We start from the raw sequence: 15,121 nt of genomic DNA on the forward strand, positions 1-15,121 counted from the left end.
GAGTCTGGTGTGTGAGAGATGTTGCGAGTCATAGTCCGCCGCCTGCTACAGCTGGTGGTGACGCTGATAGCGCTGTCGGCGCTGATCTTCATCTGGTTGCGGAACCTGCCCGGCGGCCCGGTCGACGCGCTGCTCGGTGAGCGGGCGACCCCTGAAACCCGCGCCCTGCTGACCAAGGCGCTCGGCTACGACCAGCCGATCTACGTGCAGTACGGCAAGTTCATGCAGCGGATCCTGACCGGCGACTTCGGCAACTCGATCCGCACCGGCGACCCCGTCATCGAGGTGATCGGCCGGGCCTTTCCGGCCACTGTGGAGCTGGCCCTCGCCGCGATGATCATCGCGGTCGGCCTCGGCGTCCCGCTCGGCTACCTCGCCGCGCGCTGGCGCGGGCGGGCTCTCGACCACGTGACCGTGGTCGGCACGCTGCTCGGCATCTCGATCCCGATCTTCTTCCTGGGCTACCTGCTCAAGGACGTCTTCACCCAGAACATCCACTGGTTCCCGCCGTCCGGTCGGGTCGGCATCGGCCTGGACAACACCAACGTGACCGGCTTCTTCGTCCTCGACGGCCTGCTCACCCGGGAGTTCGACGCCGCCGCGGACGCGCTCTGGCACCTGATCCTGCCGGCGTTCACGCTCGCCACGATCCCGCTGGCGGTCATCGTCCGGATGACCCGGGCCAGCGTGCTCGACGTGCTCAACGAGGACTACGTACGCACCGCCGAGGCCAAGGGCCTGCGGCAGCGCACCGTCCGGAAGCGGCACATCCTGCGCAACGCGCTCCTGCCGGTGGTCACCACCATCGGTCTGCAGACCGGCGCGTTGCTCTCCGGCGCCGTCCTCACCGAGAAGGTCTACAACTGGGGCGGCCTCGGCACCCTGATCACGGACTCGATCACCGGCAGCCGTGACTACCCCGTGCTCCAGGCGCTGATCCTGCTGGCCGCGTTGGTCTTCGTGGTGGTCAACCTGCTGGTCGACCTCTCCTACGCGTTCATCGACCCGAGGGTGCGTGTGCGATGACCGAACCGACCACGCAGGCCGGCCCCCCGGCCCCCCGGCGCGACGACGAGCGTGCGGACCACGGGACCGTCAACCGGCTCGGGGACCGCAAGAAGGCCCGCCTGGAGGAGCTGGCCCAGGCCAGCGCCGGCAAGGGCGGCGTCAGCCTCCTCCGGGACGCGTTCCGCCGGCTGCGGCGCAACCCGGCCGCCATCGTCGGCGGTGCCATCATCGCGCTCTTCGTACTCGTGGCGATCTTCGCACCGCTGATCGCACCGCACGACCCGGTGCAGCGCTTCGACGAGCTGACCAGCCGGCTCGCGGCCGACAACATCCCGGGGCCCACCGACGGGTTCCCGCTCGGCTCCGACGAGCTGGGCCGCGACCTGCTGTCCCGCCTGATCTACGGCAGCCGGCAGACGCTCTTCGTCGGCGTCTTCGCCACCCTCATCGGGCTCGCCATCGGCGTGCTGCTCGGCTCGATCGCCGGGGCCCTCGGCGGCTGGGTGGACAACATCCTCATGCGGGTCACCGACGTGATGCTGGCCCTGCCGGCCCTGCTGCTGGCGATCACCCTGGTCGCCCTGGCCAGCAAGTCGAGCCAGTGGACGGTCATCATGGCGGTGGCCATCGTCAACGTGCCGGTCTTCGCCCGGCTGCTGCGCGGCTCCATGCTCGCCCAGCGGGAGAGCGACCACGTGCTCGCCGCCCGGGCGCTCGGCGTCAAGCAGCGCAGCATCGTCCTGCGCCACATGCTCCCGAACGCCATGACGGCGGTGATCGTGCAGGCCACCCTGACGCTCTCCGTCGCGATCATCGAGGCCGCGTCCCTCTCCTTCCTCGGCCTCGGCGACCCCGACCGGGACCGGGCCGAGTGGGGCGCGATGCTGGGCGACGCCGGCGTGCGCTACTTCGAGGTGCGTCCCGAGCTGGCCTACTACCCGGCGCTGGCGATCATCGTCGTCGCGCTCGGCTTCACCCTGCTCGGTGAGGCGATGCGTGAGGCCCTCGACCCGAAGAACCGGCGGTGACGACGGTGGGACGGACAACCCAGCACGGTGAGGAAGTGACCCGATGAGCCTGCTCGACGTACGGGATCTGAGCGTCGTGTTCCAGCGACGCGGCGAGCGGCCGTTCACGGCGGTCGACAAGGTCAGCTTCACGGTCGAGCCGGGGCAGACCGTCGGCCTGGTCGGCGAGTCGGGCTGCGGCAAGAGCGTGACCAGCCTCGCGATCATGGGACTGCTCCCCAGGCGCGGCAACAAGGTCAGCGGTGAGGTGCTCTTCGAGGGCACCGACCTGCTGAAGCTGCGGCCGGACGACATGCGGGACCGGCGCGGCCGGGACATCGGCATGATCTTCCAGGACCCGCTGTCCTCGCTGAACCCGGTCATCCCGATCGGCGTCCAGGTCGCCGAGGTGCTGGAGCGGCACCAGGGCCGGGACCGCCGGCAGGCGCTGCGGGAGGCGCGAGACCTGCTGGACGCGGTGGGCATCCCCGACCCGGACCGGCGGCTCAAGGAGTACCCGCACCAGATCTCCGGCGGCATGCGGCAGCGGGCGCTGATCGCGATCGCCCTGGCCTGCAAGCCCCGCCTGCTGATCGCCGACGAGCCCACCACGGCGCTGGACGTGACCATCCAGGCGCAGATCCTGACGCTGCTCAAGCAGCTGGTGGACGACACCGGGACCGCGCTCATCATGATCACTCACGACCTGGGCGTGGTGGCCGGCCTCTGCGACACGGTCAACGTGCTCTACGGCGGCAAGGTGGTGGAGCGGGCCCGGCGGCACGAGCTGTTCGCGCAGCCCCGCCACCCGTACACACACGGGCTGCTGAACTCCGTGCCCCGGCTCGACTCGGTCCGCGGCGAGCGGCTGCACGCCATCCGCGGGTCGGTGGCCGACAACATCCCGTGGGCGGAGGGCTGCGCCTTCGCTCCCCGCTGCGACAACGTTGTCGACGCGTGCCTGGAGGGGCCGCCCCCGCTCGAGCCCACCGCCACCGGCGGCGACCTGCGCTGCAACAACCCCGTTTCCGAGGAGGTGGCGGTCCCGTGACCGAACGGACCGGACCACTGGTCGAACTGCGCGACGTCAAGGTCCACTTCCCGATCAAGAGCGGCCTGCTCGTCGACCGCACCGTGGGGTACGTCTACGCGGTGGACGGCGTCTCGCTGTCCATCAACGCCGGTGAGACGTACGGGCTGGTCGGTGAGTCCGGCTGCGGCAAGTCGACGCTGGGTCGCGGCCTGCTGCGGCTGGTCGAGCCGACCGACGGCGAGATCATCTTCGACGGCACGGACGTCCGGGCACTCAAGGGCGAGACGATGCGCCAGGCCCGCCGGCGGATGCAGATGATCTTCCAGGACCCGCTGTCCAGCCTGGACCCCCGCCAGTCGGTGGAGTCGCTGCTGGTCGAAGGGCTCAAGGCGCACGGGCTGGCCAAGGACAAGGCGGAGACCAACCGGCGGCTGCGCGAGACGCTGGAGGCGGTCGGCCTGCCCGCCTCGGCGCTCACCAAGTACCCGCACGAGTTCTCCGGCGGCCAGCGCCAGCGGATCGGCATCGCCCGGGCGCTGGTGCTCAACCCGGACCTGATCGTCGCCGACGAGCCGGTCTCCGCGCTGGACGTGTCGATCCAGGCGCAGGTGCTCAACCTGCTGAAGGACCTCCAGACCGAGCGCGGCCTCACCTACCTGATCATCGCGCACGACCTGGCGGTGGTCCGGCACATCTCGGACACCGTCGGCGTGATGTACCTGGGCGGACTGGTCGAGGAGGCGTCCAGCGAGGAGCTGTACCGCGAGCCGCTGCACCCGTACACCCGGGCGCTGATGTCGGCGGTGCCGGTGCCGGACCCCCAGGTGGAGGACCGGCGTGAGCGAATCCTGCTCGCCGGCGACCTGCCCTCGCCGTCGAACCCGCCGGCCGGCTGCCGGTTCCACACCCGTTGCCCGTGGGCGCAGCCGACCCGCTGCGGCGACGAACGGCCGGCGCTGCGCGAGGTGACCGGCGGCCACCGGGTGGCCTGTCACTACGCGGAGGACATCGCCGCCGGGCGGATCCGGCCGCACGAGGTCGAGCCGGAGCTGGTCCGGCCGGTCGACGGCGACCTCCCCGGCGACCCGGGCGAGCTGATCCCGACGCCCTGACGGCCCGACGGCACCGGGCCGGCCGCGCGGCCGGCCCGGGTCGGGCCACCCGGGGTCTCTCCGCTCAGCCCTCCGGGCGGTTCAGCAGGCCCACGGCGATGCCGTGCACCGCGTCCAGGCCGGCCGGGTCGGCCAGGGCGGCCCGCCCGCCGGTGACGACATACCACTCGTCGGCGTCCTTGTACTGCACCCGCACGGTGACCTGGCCGTCCACCCACTCCGTGCGCAGGGTCAGGTCGCCGGTGACCACGCCGACCTCGTCGGTCATGACACCGCCCGGGCCGGGCACGATGTCGGTGGTCCGGCTCTGCGGCGCGCCCGCCACGTCGGTGGCGCCGCCGGCCCCGGCGGCGCCGCTCTCCGCGTCCGCCCGCATGCCGGCACCGGGCACGGCGGTGGTGGCGGCCGGCGGGCCGTCGGCACTCATCCCGGCGCCCGGCACCGTGCCCGGCGTCTCGGCGTCGCCGTCCGCGCTCATCCCGGCCGTGGCCGGCCCCGGCTCGCTCACGGCTCGCTCCCCCATGTGCAGCCCTCCAGCATGTCGGTCAGGGCGGCCTTCTCGGCGCTGGTCACCGTCAACCGCCAGTGGTGCTTGACCGTCACCCAGTTTTCGGCGTACTGGCACCAGTACGACTGGTTCGCCGGTTTCCACTGGGACGGGTCCTGGTCACCCTTTGCCCGGTTGGAGGAGGCGGAAACCGCGATGAGCTGGGGGCGGGTGGTGTCGTTGGCGAACTCCTCGCGCTTCGAGTCGTCCCACTCGTCGGCGCCGGAGCGCCACGCGTTCGCCAGCGGCACCACGTGGTCGATGTCCACGTCGGAAGGATCCGTGAAGATACGCCCGTCGTAGACGCTCTCCCACCGGCCGCCGACGACGTTGCAGCCGGAGAGCTTGATGTTCTTCCCGTCCCGGCGCAGCACCGTGTCGCGTACGTCGCAGTTGGTGCCCGTGTCCCGCCAGTGCGGGAAGCGCGAACGGCTGTAACCCTTCATCGAGGCGGCCTTGGCCACGGTGAGCTGACCGAGCATCTCCGACGCGTTGCCGCCGGTGCTGCTCGGCGCGGGCTCCGGCTCGTCCACCGCCACGCAGCCGGCCGCGCCGAGCGTCAGCGCCGCGGCGAGCACCGCCGCCGACGCCGCACGCGGTCCTGATCTGGTACGCACAGCCGACACCTCTCCAGCTTGCGGGCTCCTGGCGATCCCGCACAGTACCCAAGCACGGTTTCGGCGTTTCGTGGCGTCTCCCACATGGTGCGGGAAAGATGGGTAGCCGTGACTCAGCCCGCCCCCGCGCTCCGGATGGGCAGCGCCGCGGGTCGCGGCACCCTGCTCGCCGCGGTCCTCGCCTCCGGCATGGTCTTCCTGGACACCACGGTGGTCAACGTCGCGCTGCCCCACCTCGGTACGGACCTGCACGCCTCGGTCGCCGATCTCCAGTGGACCGTGAACGGCTACCTGCTGATGCTCGCCGCCTTCGTGCTGCTCGGCGGGGCGCTCGGCGACCGGTTCGGCCGCCGTCGCGTCTTCCTGCTCGGGGTGGTGTGGTTCACCGCCGCGTCGGTCCTCTGCGGGCTGGCCCAGAGCACCGGCTGGCTGATCGGGGCGCGGTTCCTTCAGGGCGCCGGCGGCGCGCTGCTCACCCCGGGCTCGCTGTCGGTGCTCCAGTCCAGCTTCCACCCGGACGACCGGGGCCGGGCGATCGGCGCCTGGTCGGGGCTCTCCGGGGTGTCCACCGCGCTCGGCCCGTTCGTCGGCGGCTGGCTCATCGACATGCTCTCCTGGCGGTGGATCTTCTTCCTGAACGTGCCGTTCGCCGTCCTGGTGCTGCTCGCCGCGCTCCGCTGGGTGCCGGAGAGCCGGGACGAGGACGCGTCGCGCACCCGGATCGCGGGGCACCGGCACCGCCGGTTCGACGTGGCGGGGGCGCTGCTGGGCGCGCTCGCCCTCGGCGGGGTCACCTACGCGCTGATCGACGCGCCCGGTCGCGGTGTCGGGTCGCCTCCGGTGTGGGGCGGCGTGCTCCTCGGGCTGGTGGCGGGGGTCGCGTTCGTGGTGTTGGAGCGGCGCCGGGGCGAGGCCGCCATGCTGCCGACCGTGCTGTTCGGCAGTCGGCTCTTCTCGTTGCTGAACCTCTTCACCGTGGTGGTCTACGCCGCGCTCGGCGGCTTCACCTTCTTCTTCGCCGTCTATCTCCAGAACGTGCTCGGCTGGTCGGCGTTCCTCACCGGGATCGCGCTGCTGCCGATGACCGTGCTGCTGCTGGTCGGTTCGGCGCGGGCCGGTGCCCTGTCCGCCCGGATCGGGCCGCGGCTGCCGCTGAGCGTGGGACCGGTGGTGGCCGCCGTCGGGCTGCTGCTGCTGCGGCAGGTCAGCCCGGGAGCGTCGTACTGGCGGGACGTGCTGCCGGGGGTGCTGCTCTTCGGTGCCGGCCTCACCCTGGTCGTGGCGCCGCTGACCGCGTGCGTGCTGGCCGCCGTGGCGGACCGGTTCGCCGGGGTGGCCAGCGGTTTCAACAACGCCGCAGCCCGGGCCGGCGGCCTGCTCGCGGTCGCCGCGCTACCGCTGCTCGTGGGCCTCTCCGGCGCCGGGTACGCGCAGCACGGCGAGCTGACCCACGCCTTCCGCGGGGCGCTGGCGTGGTGCGCCGGCCTGCTGCTGGCGGGCGCCGCGATGGCCGCCCTGCTGATCCGCCGCCCGCCGAGCCGGGAGTGACCGGAAGGGCCCCGCGCTCGGCGCGAGGCCCTTCCGGCGACGTCAGCCGCGCGCGCGGTTCACGGCGCTCGTGACCGCCTTCACCGAGGCGGTGACGATGTTCGCGTCCACTCCCACGCCCCACACGGTGCTGCCGTCCACCTCGCACTCCACGTACGCGGCGGCCTGCGCGTCCCCACCGGAGGAGAGCGCGTGCTCGTGGTAGTCGAGCACCCGTACGCCCACGCCCACCGACTGGAGCGCGTTGACGTACGCGTCGATCGGGCCGTTGCCGACCGCGCTGAGCGACCGGTGCTCGCCGTCGACGCCCACCCGGGCCTCGATCTCGACCTTGCCGTCGGCCGTGCCGATCGTGTAGCCGGCCAACGTGACGGCCGGGTCGGGCTGGTGGTCGACCAGGTAGTTGCGGGCGAAGATCTCCCACATGGCGGCCGGCTCGACCTCGCCGCCGTCGTGGTCGGTGACGTGCTGGACCACCCCGGAGAACTCGATCTGGAGCCGGCGCGGAAGGTCGAGCTGGTGCTCGCTCTTCATGATGTACGCGACGCCGCCCTTGCCGGACTGCGAGTTGACCCGGATGACCGCCTCGTAGGTGCGGCCCAGGTCCTTCGGGTCGATCGGCAGGTAGGGCACCGCCCACGCGTGCTCGTCGACCGGCACCCCGGCCGTCGCGGCGTCCGCCGTGAGCGCGTCGAAGCCCTTCTTGATGGCGTCCTGGTGCGAGCCGGAGAAGGCGGTGTAGACGAGGTCGCCCGCGTACGGGTGCCGCTCGTGCACCGGCAACTGGTTGCAGTACTCGACGGTCCGCTTGACCTCGTCGATGTTCGTGAAGTCGATCATCGGGTCGATGCCCTGGGAGAAGAGGTTCAGGCCCAGGGTGACCAGGTCGACGTTGCCGGTGCGCTCGCCGTTGCCGAAGAGGCAGCCCTCGATCCGGTCCGCGCCGGCCAGCAGGCCCAGCTCGGCGGCGGCCACGCCGGTGCCCCGGTCGTTGTGGGGGTGCAGGCTCAGCACCAGGCTGTCCCGGCGCGGCAGGTGCCGGTGCATCCACTCGATCGAGTCCGCGTACACGTTCGGCATCGCCATCTCGACGGTGGCCGGCAGGTTGATGATCAGCTTCCGGTCGGGCGTCGGGTCGATGACCTCGATGACCTTGCTGCACACCTCCAGCGCGTACTCCAGCTCCGTGCCCGTGTACGACTCCGGCGAGTACTCGTAGTGGATGTCCGTGTCCGGGGTGTGGATTTCCGCGTACTTCTGGCAGAGCCGGGCACCGGTGGTCGCGATGTCCGTGATGCCGTCCCGGTCCAGGCCGAAGACCACCCGGCGCTGGAGCGTCGAGGTGGAGTTGTAGAAGTGCACGATCGCGCGCTTCGCGCCGCGCAGCGACTCGAACGTCCGGTCGATCAGGTGCTCACGGCACTGGGTGAGGACCTGGATCGTCACATCGTCCGGGATCAGGTCCTGCTCGATGAGCTGCCGGACGAAGTCGTAGTCGGTCTGGCTCGCCGACGGGAAGCCGACCTCGATCTCCTTGTAGCCCATCTGCACGAGCAGCTGGAACATCCGGCGCTTGCGCTCGGGCGACATCGGGTCGATGAGCGCCTGGTTGCCGTCCCGCAGGTCGACGGCGCACCAGCGGGGCGCGGTCCCGACGTGCCGGGTGGGCCAGGTGCGGTCCGGCAGATCGATGCGGAACTGCTGCTGGTAGGGCTGGTAACGGCGGTACGGCATCCGGCTGGGGCGCTGCCGGGCGATCGGATCGGTCTCGACGTCTGCGGCGGGTTGAGCCATGGCGGAGTGCTCCCGTGGTCACGTGGCGTCAGCAATCGGAGGAAGTCGGCGGGTGCCGCGGGCGCCGGGAGACCGGCGACGGTGCCGGTGGCGCGATTCGGCGGCGGTGCCGAGCCCGGGTGAACGGGCGGAAGTCGGATCTGCTGGGCGGCGCGCTTCAACTCCGCGACGAGGTGCCGGCCGTCAGGCCTCGTCGCGGCGACCAAGGAGAAGGGCCTGCCACATGACAGAGTCACCCTACGTCCTGCCCGACGAATCTGGGAAGGTCGTCCGGAGTTTGAGACGAGAGTCGCAGGTCGGGCAGCGTTTTCGCAGCTCAGAGCAGCAGGAGGTCACTGAGCGGGCGCCGACGGCGCAGGGCCGTTTCGGCGGGCAGCAGATCCGGCGGGAGGCTGCGGGGATCGCCGAGCTGGCCGACGGCCAGCACCACGGCGGGCCGGACGTGCCCGGGCAGGTCGAGGTCCGCGGCCAGGCCGGGGCGGTCCAGGTCGTGCACCTGGCGTACGTGCAGCCCGAGCGCCGTCGCCTGCACGGTGAGGTGGGCGACCGCCTGGCCCAGGTCGTACGCCGCCTGCGGCGCGACCGGCGGGTGGTCAGGTGCCGGTCCCGCCGACGGCTGGCTGCCGGGCCGGCCCGGCGGGGTGCCGCCGTCGCCGGGCATGCCGGCGTCGGGTGACGTGCGGGCGTCGGGTGACCTGTCGCCGTCGGGGGGTGCCGTCGTCACGTGCGCGGCGAGCAGCAGCGCGGCGGCGCGCCGGGCCCACCGCTGGTCCGCCTCCGGGAGGTTGACCAGAATCCGCTTCCAGGTCTCGTCGTCCCGGTGGCCGAGCGCGAATCGCCAGGGCTGGCGGTTGTCCACCGAGGGCGCCCAGCGGGCCGCCTCCAGCAGCGAGGCGGCCTCGTCCGGGCGCAACACCGTGTCCGGGTCGAACGCGCGGGGGCTCCAGCGGAAGGCGAGCAGCGGGGTGAGGTCGGCCATGGGACGAAGCGTCCCGTATGGCCGATTCGCCCGCCCGATCGGGCTGGCGAAATGTGGGCAAGGGCACCCGTAACGGTCTGAAGATCACTGCGTTCCGGCGGTGGCGCTGCCCGACGGCTCAGGCGGCGGTGGGGAGGCCGTGCCGAGCGGCTCACCGTCGACCACGGGCCCGGCCAACTGGACGGTGGCCGGAGCCGGGCCGGGCGGACCGGCGAGCGTGAGCGTGCCGTGCGCCGTCCGGATCGCGGTCGGGGTGCCGTCCTTCTCGTAGCAGTAGATGCCCACGTCGAGCGGGGCGTTCAGCGAGGCCGAGGTGGTGTCGACCGAGTAGCAGGTGCCGGCGACGCCGGACGGCGTCTGCGCCGGGGACACCGACAGCGGCGCACGCCGGTCGGTGAGCACGTCCAGCCAGTCGGTGAAGGGATGCTGCACCCGGGGATCCAGCCGGCGCGGAAGGGTGTCGTCGGGGTCGCCGAGACGTACGCAGCTCGGCGGATCGGGCCGGGCGGCCGACGGCAACGCGCACTGGAAGAGGCCCTCCGCGGTGGCCGTCAGCGAGACGTCGGCCGTCCCGCCGAGCGCGCCACCCGGCACGTCGACCCGCCACGTGCCGTCGTCGGCGCTGGTGACGACGATGCTGCGGTCCGCCTCGCCGTCGCGGCTGAACGTGTAGCGGGCGGTCAGGTGCCGGTCCTGCGCCGCGGCGGCCAGGGCGGCCAGCTCGTCCCGGGCGGCGTCCACCGGGACCGGTTCGGCGTCGACCGGCGGGGGCGACGGCGGCGGATCCGCGGTGCAGGCGGCGACCAGCAGGGGCAGGGCCAGGGTGGCGAGCGCGAGCGGGCCGGTCAGCCGGCGGCGGAGGGCAGTGGTCGGGCCGGTCGTGCGTCGGCTCGGTCGGAAGAGGGCGGACACGGGGTCATTCTCCGGCGCACCGGCCCTCGGCGGTGGCCGCCCCGGCCGGCCCCGTCCGGCGTGTCGCGCCGGCCCGGGTCGGATCGGTCCCGCGGTTCGTGCGCGCCCGGAGTGGGGCCGGTCTGGCGTGTCGTGCGCGCCCCGGGTGGGGCCGGTCTGGCGTGCCGTGCGGGCCTGAGGTGGGGCTGGTCTGGCGTGCCGTGCGGGCCCGGCATCGACCCTGGTGCCGGCGCCGGGTGGCGTGCGGGCGGGTCCGGCGGGGCCGGATGGTGGGATCACCTGACCCGGCGGACGGGCCGGCCCGATACCCTGAGGAGGTCTGACACGCGCCGCCGGCCCCGTGCCGGCGGCGTCGGCACGCTCAGGGTCACACGGGAGGGGAGTGCGCCGTCGTGGCACTCGTGGTGCAGAAGTACGGCGGGTCCTCCGTCGCCAACGCCGAGCGGATCAAGCGGGTCGCCGAGCGGATTGTCGCCGCCCGCAAGGCCGGTGACGACGTCGTGGTGGTGGTCTCCGCGATGGGGGACACCACCGACGAACTGCTCGACCTCGCCAACCAGGTCAGTCCGCTGCCGCCGGGCCGCGAGCTCGACATGCTGCTCACCGCCGGGGAGCGGATCTCCATGGCGCTGCTCGCCATGGCCATCCACAACCTGGGCTACGAGGCCCGCTCCTTCACCGGTTCCCAGGCCGGGGTGATCACCACCTCGGTGCACGGCAGGGCGCGGATCATCGACGTCACCCCCGGGCGCCTCAAGGGCGCCCTCGACGAGGGCGCGGTCGTGATCGTCGCGGGGTTCCAGGGCGTCTCGCAGGACACGAAGGACGTCACCACGCTCGGGCGGGGTGGCTCGGACACGACGGCCGTCGCGCTGGCCGCGGCGCTGCACGCCGACGTCTGCGAGATCTACACCGACGTGGACGGCGTGTTCAGCGCCGACCCTCGGATCGTGCCGAACGCCCGGCACATCAGGCAGATCACCTACGAGGAGATGCTGGAGCTGGCCGCCTGCGGCGCCAAGGTGCTCCACCTGCGCAGCGTGGAGTACGCGCGGCGGGCGGGGTTGCCGATCCACGTCCGTTCGTCATACTCGACCAACACCGGCACGATGGTCACCGGATCGATGGAGGACCTTCCCGTGGAGCAAGCACTGATCACCGGGGTCGCTCACGACCGCAGCGAAGCCAAGATCACGATCGTCGGCGTGCCCGACGAGCCGGGCGCGGCCGCGCGGATCTTCGACACCGTGGCCGGCGCCGAGATCAACATCGACATGATCGTGCAGAACGTCTCCACCGAGGGCACCGGGCGTACAGACATCTCCTTCACCCTGCCCAAGACCGACGGCCCGACCGCGATGGCCGCCCTCAGCAAGATCCAGGAGTCGGTCAAGTTCAAGGGCCTGCTCTACGACGACCACGTGGGCAAGGTCTCGCTCATCGGCGCCGGGATGCGGTCGCACCCCGGCGTGGCGGCCGGCTTCTTCGCCGCTCTCGGCGCCGCCGGCGTCAACATCGAGATGATCTCGACCTCGGAGATCCGGGTCTCCGTGGTCTGCCGGGACACCGACCTCGACGCCGCGGTCCGCGCGATCCACGACGCCTTCGAGCTCGGCGGCGACACCGAGGCCGTCGTCTACGCGGGCACCGGGCGGTAACGCCGATGGGCGGCATGCCCACCCTCGCCGTGGTCGGCGCGACCGGTGCCGTCGGCACCGTCATGTGCGAGCTGCTCACCGGGCGGCGCAACGTCTGGGGCGAGATCCGGCTGCTCGCCTCCGAGCGCTCCGTGGGGCGCCGGATCCGCTGCCGGGGCGAGGAGCTGACCGTCCAGGCGGTCACCCCGGACGCGTTCGACGGGGTCGACGTCGCGATGTTCGACGTACCCGACGAGGTCTCCGCCCGGTGGGCACCCGTCGCCGTCAGCCGCGGCGCCGTCGTCGTGGACAACTCCGGCGCCTTCCGGATGGACCGCGACGTGCCGCTGGTGGTGCCCGAGATCAACCCCGAGCAGGTGCGCAACCGGCCGAAGGGCATCATCGCCAACGCCAACTGCACCACCCTCGCGATGATCGTCGCGGTTGCCCCGCTGCACCGCGAGTACGGCCTCCGCGAGCTGGTGCTCGCCTCCTACCAGGCCGTCTCCGGCGCTGGTCAGGCCGGTGTCGACGCCCTGCACGCCCAGCTCGGCAAGATCGCCGGGGATCGGGTGCTCGGCTCCCGGCCGGGCGACGTACGCCAGGCGGTGGGCGACGAACTCGGCCCGTTCCCCGCCCCGCTGGCCCTGAACGTGGTGCCCTGGGCGGGCTCGGCGGCCGACGGCGGGTGGTCGTCCGAGGAGATGAAGGTCCGCAACGAGTCGCGGAAGATCCTCGGCCTGCCCGACCTGAAGGTCTCCGCCACCTGCGTACGGGTGCCCGTCGTGACCGGCCACTCGGTGGCGGTGCACGCGGTGTTCGCCACGGAGGTGGACGCCGAGGGTGCCCGCGAGGTGCTGCGCAACGCGCCCGGGGTGATCCTGGTCGACGACCCCGCCGCCGGTGAGTTCCCGATGCCCATCGACGCGGTCGGCACCGACCCGTCCTGGGTCGGCCGGATCCGCCGTGCCCTCGACGACCCCCGCGCCCTGGACCTGTTCATCACGGGCGACAACCTCCGCAAGGGCGCCGCCCTGAACACCGCCCAGATAGCCGAACTCCTAGCCACCGAGCTAACCCCCTAACCCCGCACCCCCTCGCTCCGCACCCCCGCGTGCCGCGCCCCCGCGCCCGCGCGCCCCCGCGCCCCCGCGCACACTCACCCGCGCACCCTCGCCCACTGCTGTCGATCATGCAGTTGTGGTTCCTGTTTGCTTGCGGACCGTCCCTTTTGTGAGGTGCCACAACTGCATGATCGCCGGAGAGGGGCCGGGGACGCGGGCGGGCAGGAAGGGGCGGGGGCGGGCGCTGGGAGGGTGGGCGTGGAAGGGCACGGGTGGAGAGGGTGGGCGTGGAAGGGCGGGGTGTGGGGGACGGGCGGGGCTAGGGGGCGGGGGCCAGGCGGACTCCGTCGCGGCCCTGGCGCTTCACCGCGTACAGGGCCTGGTCGGCGCGGCGGAGGGTCACTTCGGAGGACTCGCCGGGGCCGGCGACCGCGACGCCCACGCTGATGGTGCGGCCGGTGTGCCGCGCCGCCTCGGTCAGTCGTTCAGCGATCTTGACGGCCTCCTCCGGGCGGTTCACCTCGATCACCGCCACGAACTCGTCGCCGCCGATCCGGTACAGCTCGTCGCCCTGCCGCAGCGCCCCCTCCAGTGCCCGGGCGAGACCGATCAGCAGCCGGTCGCCGGCCTGGTGGCCGTACGTGTCGTTGACGGTCTTGAAGCCGTCCACGTCGATCGCCAGCAGCGCCGTACGACCCGGCGTGGCGGCTGCGATCCGCTTGCCGAACGGGCCGGTGTGCCGCAGCCCGGTGAGCGGATCGGAGCTGGCCTGCTCGCGCAGCCGGTGCAGCGTACGCAGCCGGTCCAGGCCGTTCCACGCCTGCCCGGCGAGCAGCTCCATGAGGCTGACGGTGGTCGGATCGGGGCGGAGCAGCCGTTCGTCGGCGACGAGCAGCACGCCGCCGCCGTCGGGCGGGCCGAACGGCACCGCCACCAGGGTGCGTACGCCCGCACGGGCCAGGGGCGCGTACTCCTCCGTCGGCGGCTGGCCGACCTCACCCAGGGTGTAGCCGGCGCCGTACCGGTGGACCCGAGCCACGATGCGACCGAGTGCCGCCGGCCCCGCCTCGGTCAGCTCGGCCCGGATCCGGCGCTCCAGCTCACCGGGGGAGCGGGGCGGTGTGCCGAGCCGGGGCCCGTCCCGACCGGTGAGCACCAGCACCGCCGCGGAGAGGGCGGAGACGTCACGGGCCGCGCAGATCGCCGTGGCGAGGAGATCGCTCTCGCCCGGTGCCGTGGAGAGCGCGGCGGCGTGCCGGAGCAGCTTCTCGCTGCGGCTCTCGGCCGGCGGACCGCCGAGCGCCACGATCCGGGCGCCGAGGCGGGTCGCCAGTCGCTCGGCGGTGGCCCGCCAGGGGGCGAGATCGACCGGCGCGCTCCACTGCAGGTCGAGTACGCCGATCGTCCGCCCGGCCGGGTCCATCACGGGTACGCAGACCTCGGCGGTCACGTCCGGTCGCACCGGCAGGTAGTCGGGGTCGGCGCCGACGTCCGGCACGAGAGCGGCCTCGCCGGAGGCGTACACCCGGCCGACGATGCCGGTCTTCGGTGGCACGGTCGCGAAGACCTGCCACGCGCCGGTGGCCGCGACGCAGCGCAGCCGGTCGTGGACCTGGAGCAGCACGGAGATGGTGGCCGGCGTGTGCGCGGCGAGCGCGACGACGGTCCGCTGGCAGGCTTCGAGGGCGGTCGAGGCCGCGGGGAGGGCGGCCGTGACGTCACGGATGATCCGCTGGTGATCCACTCGCTCGTCGTTCCAGGTAGGGGTGGGGCCGGCCGGTGCCGAACCTGCGATCAAGCGTACTCATGGAGTGAGCGGCGCCGTCGCGATCAAGATCGCGCAGCGGTTTCGTACACATGTGC

General features: G+C 72.7%; 13 protein-coding genes. 7 read left to right on the plus strand and 6 right to left on the minus strand.

From position 1 onward, the window contains the following. Positions 1–18 precede the first annotated feature (18 nt). The 4 genes from SM573_RS07040 to SM573_RS07055 are packed head-to-tail and all read left to right on the plus strand — an operon-like array spanning position 19 to position 4,160. Positions 19–1,026 (plus strand): ABC transporter permease, encoded by a 1,008-nt coding sequence (locus SM573_RS07040; protein WP_474611439.1) that lies wholly within the window; start codon positions 19–21, stop codon positions 1,024–1,026. Then, positions 1,023–2,036, plus strand: a complete 1,014-nt coding sequence (locus tag SM573_RS07045; RefSeq protein WP_474615761.1) for an ABC transporter permease — start codon at positions 1,023–1,025, stop codon at positions 2,034–2,036. Before SM573_RS07040 ends, SM573_RS07045 begins: the two co-directional genes overlap by 4 nt. 43 nt (positions 2,037–2,079) lie before the next feature. Next, entirely contained in the window at positions 2,080–3,066 is a 987-nt protein-coding gene (locus tag SM573_RS07050) for an ABC transporter ATP-binding protein (RefSeq protein WP_474611437.1), read from the plus strand. Continuing rightward, complete coding sequence (locus tag SM573_RS07055; protein WP_474615762.1) at positions 3,063–4,160, plus strand: ABC transporter ATP-binding protein; 1,098 nt, start codon at positions 3,063–3,065, stop codon at positions 4,158–4,160. Before SM573_RS07050 ends, SM573_RS07055 begins: the two co-directional genes overlap by 4 nt. Before the next feature lie 64 nt (positions 4,161–4,224). Here SM573_RS07055 and SM573_RS07060 read toward each other — a convergent pair whose 3' ends face one another. After that, on the minus strand, positions 4,225–4,683 hold the full coding sequence (locus SM573_RS07060; protein ID WP_474615763.1) for a hypothetical protein: 459 nt from the start codon (positions 4,681–4,683) through the stop codon (positions 4,225–4,227). Beyond that, entirely contained in the window at positions 4,665–5,324 is a 660-nt protein-coding gene (locus SM573_RS07065) for an HNH endonuclease family protein (RefSeq protein ID WP_474611434.1), read from the minus strand. Before SM573_RS07065 ends, SM573_RS07060 begins: the two co-directional genes overlap by 19 nt. Before the next feature lie 135 nt (positions 5,325–5,459). On the opposite strand from SM573_RS07065, the gene SM573_RS07070 reads away from it, so the two are divergent. Beyond that, on the plus strand, positions 5,460–6,872 hold the full coding sequence (locus SM573_RS07070) for an MFS transporter (RefSeq protein ID WP_474616041.1): 1,413 nt from the start codon (positions 5,460–5,462) through the stop codon (positions 6,870–6,872). 42 nt (positions 6,873–6,914) lie between these two features. Here the strand turns inward: SM573_RS07070 and leuA are convergent, their stop codons facing one another. The 3 genes from leuA to SM573_RS07085 all read right to left on the minus strand — a co-directional run bounded on the left by leuA (position 6,915) and on the right by SM573_RS07085 (position 10,557). Further along, positions 6,915–8,666 (minus strand): 2-isopropylmalate synthase, encoded by a 1,752-nt coding sequence (gene leuA, locus SM573_RS07075; protein WP_474611433.1) that lies wholly within the window; start codon positions 8,664–8,666, stop codon positions 6,915–6,917. A gap of 316 nt (positions 8,667–8,982) precedes the next feature. Next, complete coding sequence (locus tag SM573_RS07080) at positions 8,983–9,645, minus strand: nitroreductase family protein (RefSeq protein WP_474615764.1); 663 nt, start codon at positions 9,643–9,645, stop codon at positions 8,983–8,985. Positions 9,646–9,729: 84 nt separating this feature from the next. Next, positions 9,730–10,557, minus strand: coding sequence for a hypothetical protein (locus SM573_RS07085; RefSeq protein ID WP_474615765.1), 828 nt, complete (start codon positions 10,555–10,557; stop codon positions 9,730–9,732). 392 nt (positions 10,558–10,949) lie between these two features. On the opposite strand from SM573_RS07085, the gene SM573_RS07090 reads away from it, so the two are divergent. Together SM573_RS07090 and SM573_RS07095 are read left to right on the plus strand one after the other, a co-directional pair. Beyond that, positions 10,950–12,215, plus strand: a complete 1,266-nt coding sequence (locus SM573_RS07090) for an aspartate kinase (protein ID WP_474611430.1) — start codon at positions 10,950–10,952, stop codon at positions 12,213–12,215. 5 nt (positions 12,216–12,220) lie between these two features. Further along, positions 12,221–13,279 (plus strand): aspartate-semialdehyde dehydrogenase, encoded by a 1,059-nt coding sequence (locus tag SM573_RS07095; RefSeq protein WP_474615766.1) that lies wholly within the window; start codon positions 12,221–12,223, stop codon positions 13,277–13,279. 298 nt (positions 13,280–13,577) lie between these two features. Here the strand turns inward: SM573_RS07095 and SM573_RS07100 are convergent, their stop codons facing one another. Continuing rightward, entirely contained in the window at positions 13,578–15,002 is a 1,425-nt protein-coding gene (locus tag SM573_RS07100; RefSeq protein ID WP_474615767.1) for a diguanylate cyclase, read from the minus strand. Between the last annotated feature and the right edge of the window lie 119 nt (positions 15,003–15,121).

The organism is Micromonospora xinjiangensis, assembly GCF_056150165.1.